Source organism: Streptomyces sp. Y309 (genome assembly GCF_056712025.1).
In genome coordinates this window covers 5,474,012-5,488,803 of the sequence record NZ_CM160048.1, presented here as the reverse complement: position 1 = coordinate 5,488,803, position 14,792 = coordinate 5,474,012, and the positions used below count along the sequence as shown (strand labels likewise).

Sequence of the window (14,792 nt, the reverse complement as noted above, 5' to 3'; positions counted from 1 at the left end):
TTTGCGTACCGTATGGGCTATGGAAGCCCCTCGTGACGCCGAACTCAAGAAGGAACTCGACGCCGCCTTGCACGCGCGCAAGGACCTCGGCGAAGAGTATGAGTCCGCCTTGGTCGACTCCTTCCTGGAGAAGGTCGAGCAGCGGCTCGACAGCACGATCGACCGCCGCATGCGCCGGCACATGGCCGAGCAGCAGATGATCGTGGCGCGTGGCGCGCGCAGCCCCGGCAGCAGTGGCGTCGACTCGTGGGGCGAGCGCTTCGGCTTCGGCATCGTCTCCCTGATCCTCGCGATCCCGCTGTCCGCGATCGGCGTGGTCAACGCGGGGCTTTCCGGCCTGTTCGTCACGTGGTTCGGCATCGTGGGCGTCAACGCCGTCCACTCGGCCCGCGGCACCGGCATCCTCTCGGCCCTCCGCCCCCGCAACCGCAAGTCCGACTGGGAGGACTAGGGGGCTGCGCCCCTCTCCCCGCCTTTTCGGCCCTCCGGCCCTCGTCCTCAATCGCCGGACGGGCTTTTTCCCCCACCCACCCGCCCTTCCAGACAGAAAACAGCCCGCCCGGCGGCGCCCCAGAACGGCGCGAGCCGAAAAAGGGCGGGCGGGTGGGAGAAAGCCCGTCCGGCGATTGAGGACGAGCGCGGCAGCGCGATACGGCGGCACCCGAGGACGGCACGAGCCGGAAAAGGGCGGGCGGGTGGGGAGAAAGCCCGTCCGGCGTTTGAGGACGAGCGCGGCAGCGCGATACGGCGGCCACCCCCACCGGGGGACGGACGTGGGCCGAGGTCGGATAGAGGGCGCGCGTAGCGCGGGGACCGCCGCACCCCCGGTGAACCGGAGGGCGGGACGACGGCGGTCCCCGCGAGGGACGCGGGCCGGGTCAGGGCCGGGCACCCGCGTCCAGGGCGTCGGTGGAGGTCCGGGAGCCGCTCCGGAAGTCCTGACGCCGACACCCCCCAAGGTGCCGGACACGTGTTAAGCGGGTGCTGCGCGGACGTGTCGCCTTCGTACCACTTCCGCGAAGTTCCCCCACGCGACCGCCAGTTACCGACGCCAGTGGCCAGCCACCGGCCTACGGCGACCGACGAACCGGCGAACCGGCGAACCGACGAACCGACGAACCGACGAACCGGCGAACCGGCGAGGCTAGGGCGAACCACCGACCCGAACTACCGCCCCGCCGGCGGGTTCCCGCCCTGCTGCTCCGCGAGGAACGCGAGCAGGTCCTGCCGGCTCACCACCCCGGTCGGCTTGCCCTCGACGAGCACGATCGCCGCGTCGGCGCCGCCGAGCACGGACATCAGGTCGCCGACGGGCTCCCCGGAGCCGACCTGCGGCAGCGGGTCCGACATGTGCTTCTCCAGCGGGTCCCCGAGCGAGGCCCGCTGCGTGAACAGCGCGTCGAGCAGCTCGCGCTCCACGACCGAGCCGATGACCTCGGCGGCCATCACGTCCGGGTGGCCGGCCCCGGGCTTGACGATCGGCATCTGCGAGACGCCGTACTCACGAAGGACCTCGATGGCCTCGCCGACGGTCTCCTCGGGGTGCATGTGGACGAGCGAGGGCAGCTCCCCGCCCTCCTTGCGGCGCAGCACGTCGCCGACGCGCGGCTGGTCGCCGGCCTCCTCCAGGAAGCCGTAGTCGTTCATCCACTCGTCGCTGAAGATCTTGCTCATGTAGCCGCGCCCGCTGTCGGGCAGCAGGACGACCACCACGTCGTCCGGGCCGAGGCCCTCCGCGACCCGCAGCGCGGCGACGACCGCCATGCCGCAGGAGCCGCCGACGAGCAGCCCCTCCTCCTTGGCGAGGCGTCGGGTCATCTGGAAGGAGTCCTTGTCGGACACGGCGACGATGTCGTCGGTGATGTTCCGGTCGTAGGCCGTCGGCCAGAAGTCCTCACCGACGCCCTCGACGAGGTAGGGCCGCCCGGACCCGCCGGAGTACACGGACCCCTCGGGGTCGGCCCCGACGACCTTGACCCGGCCCTCGGAGACCTCCTTCAGGTACTTGCCGGTGCCGGAGATCGTGCCGCCGGTGCCGATGCCGGTCACGAAGTGGGTGATCTTCCCGTCCGTCTGCTCCCACAGCTCGGGGCCGGTGGAGTGATAGTGCGAGAGGGGGTTGTTGGGGTTGGAGTACTGGTCCGGCTTCCACGCGTCGGGGATCTCCCGTACGAGGCGGTCGGAGACGTTGTAGTACGAGTCCGGGTGCTCGGGGTCGACGGCGGTCGGGCAGACGACCACCTCGGCGCCGTACGCGCGCAGCACATTGATCTTGTCGGTGCTGACCTTGTCCGGGCACACGAAGACGCACTTGTAGCCCTTCTGCTGGGCGACGATCGCGAGGCCGACGCCCGTGTTGCCGCTCGTCGGCTCCACGATGGTGCCGCCGGGACGCAGCTCGCCGCTCGCCTCCGCCGCCTCGATCATGCGCAGCGCGATGCGGTCCTTCACGGAGCCGCCGGGGTTGAAGTACTCGACCTTGGCAAGGACCGTGGCCTCTAGGCCCTTGGTCACGTTGTTGAGCCGCACCAGCGGGGTGTTGCCGACGAGGCTGATCATCGAGTCGTGGAAATGCACCGTTGTCTCCGTTTTTTCCGGGGTGTCCGGGCCGCGATGTCGTGGATGTCCCGCGAAGGGACGCCGTACGGGATATATGGGTGCCGTCAGACTACGGCGCCATCTCACCGGTTCACCTCCCGTTGCGATTGGCCGACCTGCCTGACGGGGCAATGAGTGGGTGTACGGGGCGTGCGGCCGGGTGTGCGGCGGTGGTACGGCTCAGGTCGTTTTACGGCACGACTTACCGGCACGACTTTGCTGAGGTGACCACGGGGTGTCGAGGGCGAGGGTGGCGCGGCGGATCGCCGCGGGCGCGGCGTACGGCGGCGGAGGCATCGGGCTGCTCGGCGCGGCCACGGTGGGGCTCGTCCTCGCCGAGGTGCAGCTGGCCAAGCGGTCGGTGGGCAATGGCGGGTACGGGGCGCCGCCACGGGCGCAGGGGCGTTACGGGGCGGCGTTCGCCGAGCGCTCCGACTGCCGCGAGCCGCTGCGGTTCGCGGTGCTCGGCGACTCCACGGCGGCCGGGCAGGGCGTGCGGCGGGCCCAGCAGACGCCGGCCGCGCTGCTCGCGTCCGGCCTCGCGGCGGTGGCGGAGCGGCCGGTGGACGTGCGGGTGGTGGCGCAGCCGGGGGCGCAGTCGGACGATCTGGAGCGGCAGGTGTCGCTGGTCCTGTCCGACGAGACGGGCTGGGTGCCCGACGTGTGCGTGGTGATGATCGGGGCGAACGACGTCACGCACCGGATGCCGCCGACGCGCTCGGTGCGGCTGCTCTCGGCGGCGGTGCGCAGGCTGCGCACGGCCGGGGCGGAGGTGGTGGTGGGGACGTGTCCCGACCTGGGCACCATCGAGCCCGTCTACCAGCCGCTGCGGTGGCTGGCCCGCCGGGTCTCGCGGCAGCTCGCGGCCGCGCAGACGATCGGCGTGGTGGAGCAGGGGGGTCGTACGGTGTCGCTGGGCGACCTCCTGGGCCCCGAATTCGCGGCGAACCCGCGCGAGCTGTTCGGCCCCGACAACTACCACCCCTCGGCGGAGGGGTACGCCACCGCGGCGATGGCCGTGCTGCCCACGCTGTGCGCGGCGCTCGGCCTGTGGCCGGAGGAGGAGCGGCCCGACGTGTCCCGCCGCGAGGGCTTCCTGCCCGTGGCCCGGGCGGCGGCCCAGGCGGCCTCGGAGGGCGGCACGGAGGTCACTGGCGCCATGCCTACGGGGCCTCGGGGACCGTGGGCCCTCCTCAAGCGCAGGCGCCGCCGCCGCATCCAGGCCCCGGCCCCGACGCCGTCCCCGGCCCCGTAGCGGGACGTCCCCTCCAGGTAGGACAGGCCGCCGCCGATCGCCGCTCCGCGGCTCGTCCTCAATCGCCGGACGGGCTTTCTCCCACCCGCCCGCCCTTTTCGCCCTTCGGGCGTGATGGGCCACCCGCCCGCCCTTTTCGCCCTTCGGGCGTGATGGGGCGGGTGGGCGGGGAAATCCAGCCCCTCCGGCGTTTGAGGAGCGGGGGTCCGGGGGCAGAGCCCCCGGTGAGCGCTCGCTTAGAAATGCGGCCGGGGTCACACTCCCTACCGGGTGCCCACAGCCCTACGGGCAGGTAACTTCCCAGTGAGCCCTGCCCTGTTAAGGGCGCCCCCGCCAGTAGGAGCCCGTGATGCCCGAAGCCGTGATCGTCTCCGCCGCCCGCTCCCCCATCGGCCGTGCCGGCAAGGGCTCCCTGAAGGAGCTGCGCCCGGACGACCTGACCGCCACGATCATCCAGGCCGCCCTGGCCAAGATCCCGGCGCTCGACCCGAAGGACATCGACGACCTGATGCTGGGCTGCGGCCTGCCCGGCGGCGAGCAGGGGCACAACCTGGGCCGGATCGTCGCCGTACAGATGGGGATGGACCACCTCCCGGGCTGTACCGTCACCCGCTACTGCTCCTCCTCGCTGCAGACCTCCCGCATGGCCCTGCACGCCATCAAGGCGGGCGAGGGCGACGTCTTCATCTCGGCCGGCGTCGAGACGGTGTCGCGGTTCGCGAAGGGGTCGAGCGACGGCCTCCCCGACACCCACAACCCCCTCTTCGCCGACGCGGAGGCCCGCACCGAGGCCCGCGCCCAGGAGACCGGCACCGACTGGCACGACCCCCGCGAGGACGGACTGGTCCCGGACGCGTACATCGCGATGGGTCAGACCGCCGAGAACCTCGCCCGCCTCAAGGGCATCACCCGCCAGGACATGGACGAGTTCGGCGTGCGGTCCCAGAACCTCGCCGAGGAAGCCCTCAAGAACGGCTTCTGGGAGCGCGAGATCACGCCCGTCACGACCCCCGACGGCACCGTCGTCAGCAAGGACGACGGGCCGCGCGCGGGCGTCACGATGGAGGGCGTGGCCGGTCTCAAGCCCGTCTTCCGCCCCGACGGGCTGGTCACGGCGGGCAACTGCTGTCCGCTGAACGACGGCGCCGCCGCCCTGGTGATCATGAGCGACACGAAGGCCCGCGAGCTCGGCCTGACCCCGCTCGCCCGGATCGTGTCGACCGGCGTCTCCGCCCTCTCCCCCGAGATCATGGGCTACGGCCCGGTCGAGGCCAGCAAGCAGGCCCTCAAGCGGGCCGGCCTCGGCATCGGCGACATCGACCTGGTCGAGATCAACGAGGCCTTCGCCGCCCAGGTGATCCCCTCGTACCGCGACCTGGACATCCCCCTCGACAAGCTGAACGTCAACGGCGGCGCGATCGCCGTCGGCCACCCCTTCGGCATGACGGGCGCCCGCATCACCGGCACACTGATCAACAGCCTCCAGTTCCACGACAAGCAGTTCGGCCTGGAGACCATGTGCGTCGGCGGCGGTCAGGGCATGGCGATGGTCATCGAGCACCTCAGCTGACAGAGTCGGCACCCTGGGTGGCCGCCCGTCTCACGCGTCGGGACACAGCGGCCGCGCACGCCCCTCCACACGTTCGTGACCCAATCTCCCCCAGGATGTGACCAATCTCCTGGGGGAGGCGCATATGCCCAGGTCAGCATGGATCCACGGATAAACACCGGGCCGAAAGTCCTGTCCATTTCGTGACGTAATGCACTGACAGCAGGATGGTGCAGGCTTCAAGCTGATGTAGGAAGTCGGGGGTCGACTTGAAACCGGGAGTACGTCAGTGAGCGCCATGCATCTTGCCTTGCTGCTCTCCGCGGCCGCTGCCACGGCCGTGGGGACCGCCGCCCTGCGCTCCGTGCGGGGCCTGCGGCAGCAGATCACCGAGCTGCGCACCGAGCTGGCCGAGAGCCGCGGCGCGGCGGGCGGTCGCGCCGCCGTGCCCGCCGCCCGTACCGCGGTGGACACCGAGGAGATACGCGCGGCCGTCGCCGACGCCCTCGCCGAGGAGCGCGAGCGCGAGCTGGCCGAGGCGCGCGCGTTCTGGGCCGCCCAGGAGGCGCGCGACATCGCGGACACCCCCTCGCTCTTGAGCGGGCTGCCCGAGAGCATCGCGGACGAGCTTTTCCTGCCGCGCCAGGCCGACCTGGCAGGCCTGGAGTCCGAGAGCCTGGAGCCGGTCGTCGAGCCCTTCGCCGACCCCGCCGCCGCGGCCGACGAGTTCGCCGGAGACTCCCCCGAGCTGGCCGCGGCCCGCCGCCGCCACCCCTCGCACCCCGACTTCGTCCCCGTCCAGACCCCCGCGCACAGCGACCACGAGCGCACTGTGGCCTGCCTGGAGGAGCTCGCCGACGCCCGCACGGCGCTCGCCGACGTCCGCCCGGGCCCGCTCGGCACCCTGGACGTCTACGTCTTCACGGACGGCACGACGCTCTGCATGACCCCGGGCCACCGCGAGACCGCGGAGCTCCTCGCCGCCGCCCTGCGCGACGGCCAGGCCCCAGTGCTTCTCGGCGGCTCCGGCGTCTCGGGCGCGTACGCCCTGACGTTCGCGTGCGGTACGGAAAACGTCTACATCCTCGCGGACCGCGTCATCGCTTCGGTCTGACCCGCACCGGCACCCGAGGGCCGCGCACGGCAGGCGGCCCACCGGTCACACCCCGGCCCGACCCACCGCCTCCTCCACCAGGCGCACCGCTTCCGCGAGTTCGCTCTCGTCGTGGAGCACCACGGCCAGGTCCCGCCCCGCGACGGTGACCTGGTCGGCGGCCGCGAACATGCCCGCGTCCGGCATCACCCGGGGCTCCGCCCGGGGGGACTCCCGCACCTGCGCGCGCGCCGCCAACTCGCGGGCGAGCTCCAGCGCTTCGGCCGCCGCCCCGCGTTGCAGACGGGACTGCGGCGCGGCCCGCAGCCGGTCGGCGAAACGGTCAACTGCCGTGATCAAAGGCGTCGTATCGAGCACTGTGCGACCCTACGCGCCGAGCCGGGACTGTTGCCAATACCGGAACGCTCAGGCACGGTGGCGTGAAGGACGGACCACATCGAACGCGTCCGGAGGCGCCGATGTCCCAAGTCTTCTCCGAGGAGACCCACCGCAATCTGCTTGCCCGAATCCCCCACTGCACAGGTCGTGAAGTCTCCGACTGGCTCCGCACCGTCGACGAGGGCCCCTCTCTCTTCCGCTTCGAGGAGAAGGTGAGCTGGCTCCGCGGCGAACACAACCTCGCGTACGGCCACGCCAAGGCGATCATCCACGAGTACGACCTCCGCCGCGCCGCGCGCAAGTATTTCTGACCCCGACCCCCGTTCCCCCGGCAGACAGACCCACGCAACGACGAAGGGCCCGCGGAATCATTCCGCGGGCCCTTCGGCCATGAGCCGTTTGTTCAGTTCAGGACGTCGGCCGCCCCGGGGACGGCCGTCAGTCGTTGCCCTGCAGGATGGCGATCAGCCGCAGGAACTCCAGGTAGATCCACACCAGCGTCATCGTGAGGCCGAAGGCGGCGAGCCAGGCCTCCTCGCGCGGGGCGCCGTACGCGATGCCGTCCTCGACCTGCTTGAAGTCCAGGGCCAGGAAGCACGCGCCGAGCAGGATGCCGATGATGCCGAACATGATGCCGAGGCCACCGCTGCGGAAGCCGAGGCCGTCACCGCCGCCGAAGGCCGCGAACAGCAGGTTCACACCCATCAGCAGGATGAAGCCGAGGGCCGCCGCCATCACGAAGCCGAAGAAGCGGCGGTTGACGCGGATCCATCCGGCCTTGTACGCCACCAGGACGCCGAGGAAGACGGCCATCGTGCCGAGCACGGCCTGCATGGCCGCGCCGCTCGCGATGCGGTTGTCGACGACGCTGGAGACGACGCCGAGGAAGACACCCTGCAGCGCGGCATACGTGAGGATCAGGGGCGGCGAGGCCTTGCGCTTGAAGGCCTGCACGAAGCCCAGGATCATCCCGAGGATGCCGGCGCCGATCGCGATGCCGTACGACCTGCTGATGTTGGCGTCGTCCACCGGGAGCAGCGCCCAGGCGAGCGCGGCCGTGACGACGAGGACGCCGAGCGTGGTGGCCGTACGCATGACGACGTCGTCCATCGTCATGCGGCCGGTGGTCACCGGGGCCTGGGGCGGGGCGCCCTGGAGGCCCGGCTGGGCATACGGGTTGTTGGCGTACGGGTTGGTGGGGGCCTGCTGGCCCGCGCCCGCGTATGGATTGGCCTGCGTCCCGACTGCGGCGGCTCCCCCGGCCTGCGGCTGCGCGTTGAAGCCCGCATAGCCGTTGTCGCGGCTGAACCCCCGTCGCGAGAAGACCGGGTTACTGCTCCTCATCTCACTCCTCCATGGCCACCGTGCGTGGCTTTGGGTTCAAGAGTAATGCGTAGGCAAAAGGATGTGCCTAGTGCTTGGGGAGGATCTTTCCCTCTCTGCGACGGGAGAACGCTCGAGACGGAGTCCGGTGTTCCCGGGGCGCGGCTGGTCGGGCGACGTCAGTCGACCGAGAGACCCGTGTAGGCCTCGGCGAGGTCGGCCTCGGCCGAGCGGGTGGTGGCTATCCGGTCGAGCTGGGCGAGCTGGAGGCGGTCGTCGAAGGGGGTCGCGTCGGGGTGGCGGTGCAGCATGGCCGTCATCGCGTACGAGAAGCGCTCGGCCTGCCAGACGCGGCGCAGGCAGGCGGCGGAGTACGCGTCGAGGCCCGCCGGGTCGCCCGTGCCGTGGTGGGCGACGAGGGCGCGGGCGAGGGTGACGACGTCGCCGACGGCCAGGTTGAGGCCCTTGGCGCCGGTGGGCGGCACGATGTGGGCGGCGTCGCCGGCGAGGAAGAGGCGGCCGTGCCGCATGGGCTCGTGGACGTAGGAGCGCATCGGGGTGACGGACGCGGCCGTGACCGGGCCGCGCTCCAGCCGCCAGCCGTCGTCCGTCTCGGTGCGGCGCTCCAGCTCGTCCCAGATGTCCGTCTCGCTCCAGTCGGCGGTGTCGGTGTGCTCCGGGACCTGGAGGTAGAGGCGGGAGACGGCCGGGGACCGCTGGCTCAGCAGGGCGAAGCCGCGGTCGTGGCGGGCGTACACCAGCTCGTCGTGGGAGGGCGGCACGTCGGCGAGGACGCCGAGCCAGGCGAAGGGGTACGTACGTTCGTACGTCCGGGAGAGCGCGGGCGGCACCGCCCTGCGGGACGCGCCCCAGAAACCGTCGCACCCGGCGACGTACGCGCACTCGATCACCCGCTCGCGGCCCTCGTGGCGGTAGCGCACGCGCGGGTGGTGCGTGTCCGCGTCCTCCACGGCCAGCGCCTCGGCGCCGAAGAGCAGCGGGCCGCCCGTGCGTAAGCGCAGGGCGATGAGGTCCTTGCACACCTCGGTCTGGGCGTAGACGAGGACCGAGCGGCCGCCGGTGAGCGAGGGGAAGTCGACGCGGTGCCTGCGGCGGTCGAAGCGCAGCTCGATGCCGGTGTGCGGCAGTCCCTCGCGGTCCATGCGGTCGCCCGCGCCGGCCGCCCGCAGCGTGTCCGCCGTGCCCTGCTCCAGGATCCCGGCGCGCTGGCGCCGCTCTACGTAGGCGCGGTCGCGGCTCTCCAGGACGACGGATTCGACACCGGCGTCGTCGAGCAGCCGGGCCAGCAGCAGGCCGGCGGGCCCGGCACCAATGATCGCGACGGTGGTACGCATCACGGGAGTGTCGGGCGGGGCGGGAAAGGTGTCAATGGTGGAAATGCAGCCCCTCCGGCGTTTGAGGAGCGGGGGTCCGGCGGCTCCCCGGTTCGCGGCGCGGTTGTCAGTGGTGGCTGCCATGCTGAGAAGTGCCCAGGAAAACGCTGCGAAGGGCAGGATCATGCTTTCCACCGACTTCGTCCCCGGCGCCCCGAACTGGCTGGACCTCGGCGTCCCGGACACCGACGCCGCGGTCTCCTTCTACTCCGCTGTTTTCGGCTGGCATTTCCAGTCGGCAGGACCGGAGGGCGGCGGGTACGGCTTCTTCCTGCAGGACGACAACACGATCGCCGGGCTCGGCGCGCTGACCGAGGAGGGCGCGTCCCCCGCCTGGACGCTGTACTTCCACACGCCGGACGCGGACGCCACCGCCAAGGCCGTCGAGCAGGCGGGCGGCACGGTCCGGATGCCCCCGGACGACGTGTTCAGCTTCGGCCGCATGGGCCAGTTCACCGACCCGGCGGGCGCGGACTTCGCCGTCTGGCAGCCGGGCGAGACCAAGGGCGTGGACCTCGTCAGCGCCCCCAACTCCCTGACCTGGGCGGAGCTGTACACCACGGACGCCGCCGGCGCCAAGGACTTCTACCGCGCGGTGTTCTCCTGGCAGACGACCGACATGGAGATGGGCCCGGACGTCACGTACACCGTCCTGACCCCGGCGGGCGGCACCGAGGAGAACAGCCACGGCGGGCTCATGCAGCTCCCGCAGGAGAACCTGGACGCGGGCTCGACCCCGGAGTGGCACCCGTATTTCGAGGTGGCCGACTGCGACGCCACCCTCGCCCGGGCCACCGCGGCCGGCGGGACCATGATCATCCCGCCCACCGAGGCCCCGGGCATCGGCCGCCTGGCCATGCTGCTCGACCCCGCGGGCGCACCCTTCGCGATCATCAAGAGCGCAGAGCCCGAGTCGAGTTGACAGGACATCAGGTGGCGCGGGGATCGGCACGCGCTTCCTGCACGGAACGGCCCGCGACCGGCTTCCCGGTCGCGGGCCGTTCCGACGAGCACGATGGCGGTGGAGGTGCCCGGAACCGGACTTGAACCGGTACGCCCGCAAAGGGGCAGCGAGGTTTAAGCTCGCCGTGTCTGCATTCCACCATCCGGGCAGGTGCGTAGGCCCCGCAACGAGGCTTCGACCCTATCGGGAGGCATCCCCCGAACAGCGGAACGACAGCCCGACGTTGTCTTATTTTATTGACGTCTGAGGGTGCATCAGCACCTGGTACGCGCCGGTGGTACTTGCCACGGGCCTTGTGGGCGGGGGTCCGCGAACGTGAGGGAATTGACGGAATTTAGCCGTCCTGTGCGGTGTGGGGGAAGCGCTTTCGGCTGGCGCCGTGCGAGCCGTCGCCGCCGGGCTCTGCCGAGCTGTCGCCGCCGCGCCCGGCCGGGCTCTCTCCGCTGCACCCCGCCGGGCCGCGTCTCAGGGGCTCCCGTCATCCCCAGGTATGACATGGCCCCTCCGAGTCCGACCCGAGTCGCCCCCAGGAACCGGAACAGCGGCTGACTCCAGGGGCCCGTTCCGCCGCGACGATGGAGTACATCCCCACTCGTCGTCCCGACAGGAGCACCGTCCCGTGACCACCACCACTTCCTTCGCCGCCCCCCGCGCGACCAGCGTGGCCGCGCGCGCCACGGAGCTGTCCAAGGTGTACGGCCAGGGCGAGACGCAGGTCGTCGCGCTGGACCGTGTCTCCGTCGACTTCGGGCAGGGCGCGTTCACCGCGATCATGGGCCCGTCCGGCTCCGGCAAGTCCACGCTGATGCACTGCGTGGCCGGCCTTGACAGCTTCAGCAGCGGCTCCGTACGCATCGGTGAGACCGAGCTGTCCACCCTCAAGGACAAGCAGCTCACCAAGCTCCGCCGGGACAAGATCGGCTTCATCTTCCAGGCGTTCAACCTGCTGCCCACGCTGACCGCCCTGGAGAACATCACGCTCCCGATGGACATCGCGGGCCGCAAGCCGGACAAGCAGTGGCTGGAGCAGGTCATCTCCATGGTGGGCCTGGCCGAGCGCCTCACCCACCGGCCGACCGAGCTGTCCGGCGGCCAGCAGCAGCGCGTGGCCGTGGCCCGCGCGCTGGCCTCCCAGCCCGAGATCATCTTCGGTGACGAGCCGACCGGGAACCTGGACTCGCGTTCCGGTGCCGAGGTTCTCGGCTTCCTTCGCAACTCCGTGCGGGAGCTTGGCCAGACCGTCGTGATGGTCACCCACGACCCGGTCGCCGCCTCCTACGCGGACCGCGTGATCTTTTTGGCCGACGGCCGTGTTGTGGACGAGATGCTGCAGCCGTCCGCGGAGCGGGTGCTCGACCGCATGAAGCACTTTGACGCCAAGGGCCGGACCAGCTAGTAGCTGCTTGGCCCTGTGCGGGCGCACCTCGTCGCCGCGGGGGTTGAGCGTTCGCCTGGGGCTGCGGGCCGGTTGTGGCTGGTCGCGCAGTTCCCCGCGCCCCTTCGGGGCGCTCCCCTCACCGTGCGCATTCAGGCGCCGCCGTCTTCCGCCCCGGGCCCGCCACTGACCGGCCCACCCTCACCAGGACTCTCACCCATGTTCCGTACTGCCCTGCGCAATGTGCTCGCGCACAAGGCCCGGCTGTTGATGACTGTGCTTGCCGTCATGCTCGGCGTCGCGTTCGTCTCCGGCACTCTGGTCTTCACCGATACCTTCGGTTCCGCTTACAAGAACAAGTCGGCCAAGAGCTTCGACCACGTCTCGGTCGCCATCGAGCCGGACGGCGGCTCCCGCGACAACGACGACGGCCAGGAGGCCAAGCAGCCGCCCCGGCTCACGGACTCGCTGCTCGCCAAGGCCAAGGACCTGCCCGGCGCCCAGTCGGCGCTCGGCAGCGTCTCCGGCTTCACCGCGCTCGCCGACAAGGACGGCAAGCTGGTCGGCGGCGACTGGGGCACCACCGGCTCCAACTACTACCCGGGCAAGGACGGCAAGGACCCGCGCTACGACTTCACCGAGGGCGCGGCCCCCAAGGCGGCCGGCGACATCGCCCTGGACAGTCGCACCGCCGACCGCACCGGCTACAAGGTGGGCGACACGGTCCGCTACTCCACCGACGGACCGGTGAAGACGGCCAAGGTCAGCGGCGTCTTCGACACCGACGACGGCAGCGTGATCGCGGGCGGCAGCCTGGTCGTCTTCGACAACGACACCGCGCGCAAGGTCCTCGGCAAGTCCGAGTACGACGAGATCGACGTGAAGGCCGCCGCCGGCACCTCCGAGACCGCGCTGAAGAGCGCCGTCGAGAAGATCCTGCCGAAGGACACCGACGCCGAGACCGGCGCCTCGCTCAAGGCCGAGCAGGACCGCATGATCGAGCAGAACACCAGCTCCATGAGCCAGGTGCTGCTGATCTTCGCCGGCATCGCCCTGTTCGTCGGCATCTTCATCATCGCCAACACCTTCACGATGCTGGTCGCCCAGCGCACCAAGGAACTGGCCCTGATGCGCGCCGTCGGCGCCTCCCGCCGCCAGGTCACGCGCTCCGTGCTCATCGAGGCGTTCATCGTCGGCCTGGTCGCCGCCGTCGCGGGCTTCGCGCTCGGCATCGGCGTGGCCGTGGGCCTGGAGTCCCTGATGAACGCCGGCGGCGCCTCGCTGCCCGACGGCCCCCTCGTCATCGGCCCGACCACGATCGTCACGGCGCTGCTCATCGGCGTGGTCGTGACGATGCTCGCCGCCTGGCTGCCCGGCCGCCGCGCCGCGAAGATCCCGCCGGTCGCCGCGATGAACAGCGTGCACGCCTCGCCGACGGTGCGCGGCCTCGTCGTACGCAACACCATCGGCTCGCTGATCGTGGCCCTCGGCGTGGTCATGCTGTTCATGGAGGACAACTACGTGATGGCCGGGGGCGCCGGGGTGATCCTCGTCGGCGTCATCGTCCTCACGCCGCTGCTCTCCCGTCCGTTCATCGCCGCCGCTGGCCCGCTCCTGAAGCCCTTCGGCGTCACCGGCAAGCTGGCCCGCCTCAACTCGGTCCGCAACCCGCGCCGCACGGCCTCCACCGCCTCGGCCCTGATGATCGGCCTGACCCTCATCACGGCGATGACCGTCGTCGCGGTCTCCATGGGCAGCGCCATCAACAAGATGGCGACGGACTCCCTGAAGGCCGACTACGCCGTCTCCATGGCGAACTTCCAGCAGCTGACCCCCAAGGTCCACCAGAAGCTGGCCGACCTGCCCGAGGTCGAGGCGAGCAGTGCCCTGCGCAACGCCTGGGGCGAGGCCGACGGCAGTTACAGCCGCATCACCGGCGTCGACCCCAAGTCCTTCGACAAGCTCGTCGGCCTGGACTTCACCAGCGGCTCCCTGGCCGGGCTCAAGGGCGACGCGGCCCTCGTCGACAAGGACCTCGCGGACGACAAGGGCCTGCAGCCCGGCGACACCGTCCCGGTGAAGTTCGACGACGACAAGACCGTCCAGCTCAAGGTCGCGGGCGTCTACAAGTCCAACGAGATGCTCGAGGGCATCTTCACGCCGACCGCGGTCGTCGACCCGCACCTGTCGAAGATCACCGACCAGCAGGTGCTCCTGAAGATGAAGGGCGGTACGTCCGGTCAGGCCGAGGACGCCATCGTGAAGGCGCTCGGCGACAACCCCGCCATCAAGATCCAGGACAAGGACGACATCAGCAACGAGGTCGGCGGCGCCATCAACCTGATGCTGAACATGCTGTACGGCCTGCTCGCCATGGCGATCCTCGTCGCCGTCCTCGGTGTCATCAACACCCTGGCGATGTCCGTCTTCGAGCGGAAGCACGAGATCGGGATGCTGCGGGCGATCGGGCTCGACCGCGCGAAGATCAAGCAGATGGTGCGGCTGGAGTCTGTCGTCATCTCGCTGTTCGGCGCCGTGCTCGGCGTGGGCCTTGGCCTCTTCCTCGGGTGGGTCGCGGGCGACAGCATTTCCGGGACGGTGACCACGTACTCCATGGAGGTGCCGGTGGGGCGGATCGCCGTCTTCCTTGGCATCGCTGCGGTGGTCGGTGTCCTTGCCGCTGTTTGGCCCGCCCGGTCCGCGGCGCGGCTGAATCCCCTGCAGGCCATCAAGTCCGAGTGACGCCTGCGGCTTGCTGAGCGGGGCCTCGGGGTGACTGTCACCCCGAGGCCCCGCTGCCGTATATGGGGGCTTCGCCCCCTTGCCCCCCCTTGTCGCCGCT

At 70.9% G+C, this 14,792-nt stretch carries 12 protein-coding genes and 1 tRNA gene; 8 read left to right on the top strand and 5 right to left on the bottom strand.

The window, feature by feature from the left end; translation table 11 throughout:
* Positions 1 to 19 precede the first annotated feature (19 nt).
* Positions 20 to 451 (top strand): hypothetical protein, encoded by a 432-nt coding sequence (locus AC0KTA_RS22455; RefSeq protein WP_481050019.1) that lies wholly within the window; start codon positions 20 to 22, stop codon positions 449 to 451.
* 716 nt (positions 452 to 1,167) lie between these two features.
* On the opposite strand, the gene AC0KTA_RS22450 is transcribed toward AC0KTA_RS22455, so the two are convergent.
* Positions 1,168 to 2,577 carry a cystathionine beta-synthase gene (locus AC0KTA_RS22450; protein WP_481050018.1) on the bottom strand — a complete coding sequence of 470 codons (1,410 nt, stop codon included), beginning with the start codon at positions 2,575 to 2,577 and terminating at the stop codon, positions 1,168 to 1,170.
* A gap of 256 nt (positions 2,578 to 2,833) precedes the next feature.
* Here AC0KTA_RS22450 and AC0KTA_RS22445 point away from each other — a divergent pair, with 256 nt between their 5' ends.
* From AC0KTA_RS22445 to AC0KTA_RS22435, 3 genes are all read left to right on the top strand, one after another.
* Positions 2,834 to 3,853, top strand: coding sequence for an SGNH/GDSL hydrolase family protein (locus tag AC0KTA_RS22445; protein ID WP_481050017.1), 1,020 nt, complete (start codon positions 2,834 to 2,836; stop codon positions 3,851 to 3,853).
* Between the two features lie 349 nt (positions 3,854 to 4,202).
* Complete coding sequence (locus tag AC0KTA_RS22440; protein WP_481050016.1) at positions 4,203 to 5,423, top strand: acetyl-CoA C-acetyltransferase; 1,221 nt, start codon at positions 4,203 to 4,205, stop codon at positions 5,421 to 5,423.
* A 268-nt stretch (positions 5,424 to 5,691) separates the two neighbouring features.
* Positions 5,692 to 6,516, top strand: coding sequence for a hypothetical protein (locus AC0KTA_RS22435; protein ID WP_481050015.1), 825 nt, complete (start codon positions 5,692 to 5,694; stop codon positions 6,514 to 6,516).
* 45 nt (positions 6,517 to 6,561) lie between these two features.
* On the opposite strand, the gene AC0KTA_RS22430 is transcribed toward AC0KTA_RS22435, so the two are convergent.
* Positions 6,562 to 6,873, bottom strand: coding sequence for a hypothetical protein (locus AC0KTA_RS22430; RefSeq protein WP_481050014.1), 312 nt, complete (start codon positions 6,871 to 6,873; stop codon positions 6,562 to 6,564).
* Positions 6,874 to 6,974: 101 nt separating this feature from the next.
* Here AC0KTA_RS22430 and AC0KTA_RS22425 point away from each other — a divergent pair, with 101 nt between their 5' ends.
* Positions 6,975 to 7,205, top strand: a complete 231-nt coding sequence (locus AC0KTA_RS22425; protein ID WP_016643352.1) for a DUF4287 domain-containing protein — start codon at positions 6,975 to 6,977, stop codon at positions 7,203 to 7,205.
* Between the two features lie 127 nt (positions 7,206 to 7,332).
* On the opposite strand, the gene AC0KTA_RS22420 is transcribed toward AC0KTA_RS22425, so the two are convergent.
* Positions 7,333 to 8,238, bottom strand: a complete 906-nt coding sequence (locus tag AC0KTA_RS22420; RefSeq protein ID WP_481050013.1) for a Bax inhibitor-1/YccA family protein — start codon at positions 8,236 to 8,238, stop codon at positions 7,333 to 7,335.
* A 158-nt stretch (positions 8,239 to 8,396) separates the two neighbouring features.
* On the bottom strand, positions 8,397 to 9,572 hold the full coding sequence (locus AC0KTA_RS22415; RefSeq protein WP_481050012.1) for a 4-hydroxybenzoate 3-monooxygenase: 1,176 nt from the start codon (positions 9,570 to 9,572) through the stop codon (positions 8,397 to 8,399).
* 163 nt (positions 9,573 to 9,735) lie between these two features.
* Here AC0KTA_RS22415 and AC0KTA_RS22410 point away from each other — a divergent pair, with 163 nt between their 5' ends.
* Entirely contained in the window at positions 9,736 to 10,533 is a 798-nt protein-coding gene (locus AC0KTA_RS22410; protein WP_481050011.1) for a VOC family protein, read from the top strand.
* 106 nt (positions 10,534 to 10,639) lie between these two features.
* On the opposite strand, the gene AC0KTA_RS22405 is transcribed toward AC0KTA_RS22410, so the two are convergent.
* Positions 10,640 to 10,723, bottom strand: a tRNA-Leu gene (locus tag AC0KTA_RS22405).
* Positions 10,724 to 11,194: 471 nt separating this feature from the next.
* Here AC0KTA_RS22405 and AC0KTA_RS22400 point away from each other — a divergent pair.
* Positions 11,195 to 11,971: an ABC transporter ATP-binding protein gene (locus AC0KTA_RS22400; protein ID WP_481050010.1), complete on the top strand. Its 777-nt coding sequence runs from the start codon at positions 11,195 to 11,197 to the stop codon at positions 11,969 to 11,971.
* A gap of 198 nt (positions 11,972 to 12,169) precedes the next feature.
* Positions 12,170 to 14,692, top strand: coding sequence for an ABC transporter permease (locus AC0KTA_RS22395; protein WP_481050009.1), 2,523 nt, complete (start codon positions 12,170 to 12,172; stop codon positions 14,690 to 14,692).
* The last annotated feature ends 100 nt before the right edge of the window (positions 14,693 to 14,792 follow it).

What these genes read in the sequence shown, in the direction of transcription:
- AC0KTA_RS22455 (WP_481050019.1), top strand. Translation starts at nt 20, where the DNA reads ATGGAAGCCCCTCGTGACGCCGAACTCAAGAAGGAACTCGACGCCGCC.
- AC0KTA_RS22440 (WP_481050016.1), top strand. Translation starts at nt 4,203, where the DNA reads ATGCCCGAAGCCGTGATCGTCTCCGCCGCCCGCTCCCCCATCGGCCGT.
- AC0KTA_RS22425 (WP_016643352.1), top strand. Translation starts at nt 6,975, where the DNA reads ATGTCCCAAGTCTTCTCCGAGGAGACCCACCGCAATCTGCTTGCCCGA.
- AC0KTA_RS22420 (WP_481050013.1), bottom strand. Translation starts at nt 8,238, where the DNA reads ATGAGGAGCAGTAACCCGGTCTTCTCGCGACGGGGGTTCAGCCGCGAC.
- AC0KTA_RS22415 (WP_481050012.1), bottom strand. Translation starts at nt 9,572, where the DNA reads ATGCGTACCACCGTCGCGATCATTGGTGCCGGGCCCGCCGGCCTGCTG.
- AC0KTA_RS22410 (WP_481050011.1), top strand. Translation starts at nt 9,736, where the DNA reads ATGCTTTCCACCGACTTCGTCCCCGGCGCCCCGAACTGGCTGGACCTC.
- AC0KTA_RS22395 (WP_481050009.1), top strand. Translation starts at nt 12,170, where the DNA reads ATGTTCCGTACTGCCCTGCGCAATGTGCTCGCGCACAAGGCCCGGCTG.